Origin of the sequence: Kocuria gwangalliensis, from assembly GCF_039544365.1 — a bacterium.
In the GTDB taxonomy this organism is placed as follows: Bacteria; Actinomycetota; Actinomycetes; order Actinomycetales; family Micrococcaceae; genus Kocuria; species Kocuria gwangalliensis.
Genome location: NZ_BAABLN010000036.1, coordinates 1 through 509, shown reverse-complemented (window position 1 = coordinate 509; position 509 = coordinate 1). Strand labels below are relative to the sequence as shown.

Sequence of the window (509 nt, the reverse complement as noted above, 5' to 3'; positions counted from 1 at the left end):
TGGCCGCCTACGTCTCCGAGACCGTGACCATCCGCTACGACTCCCGCGACGCCGGTGAGGTGCGCGTCTACCACCAGGACACCTACCTGTGCCGGGCGATCGCCCCCGAGCTGGCCGCCGAGACCATCACCCTCCAGCAACTGCAGCAGGCCCGGGGCGCACGGCGAAAGGAGCTGAAGCAGCAGCTGCGTGCCCGGCGCAGTCTCGCCGACGCCCTGCCCGCCGACGACCGCTGGGCACCACCACCCGCCCCGGCGCCGAGCCCACCGGCAGACCCGCCGGTGGATCAGGCGCCCCGACACCGGTTGCGGACCTATGCCACCGACTGAGCCCGACTCCTCCCGCAGCCTGCTGGGCAAGGACGACGACGGTCGGCGCTTCCTCTCCGGCACGTTCGGGGAGATCAACGGGCTCACCTCACCCCCACACCCGGACGCACCGCCGTTCTTGCCCACCCGGGAGCACCGCCGCTTCACCGAGTTCGCCGACGCCGTGCGCGCTCACCGCTA

The 509-nt window shown here is 72.5% G+C and carries 1 protein-coding gene and 1 pseudogene; both read left to right on the top strand.

Going from position 1 to position 509, the window contains the following annotated elements:
* On the top strand, positions 1-329 hold a 329-nt coding region (locus ABEA06_RS13450; protein ID WP_345311822.1), incomplete at its 5' end, for a Mu transposase C-terminal domain-containing protein.
* Positions 316-509, top strand: a pseudogene (locus ABEA06_RS13445) (AAA family ATPase); the annotation flags it as partial. The gene ABEA06_RS13450 and the pseudogene ABEA06_RS13445, both read left to right, overlap by 14 nt.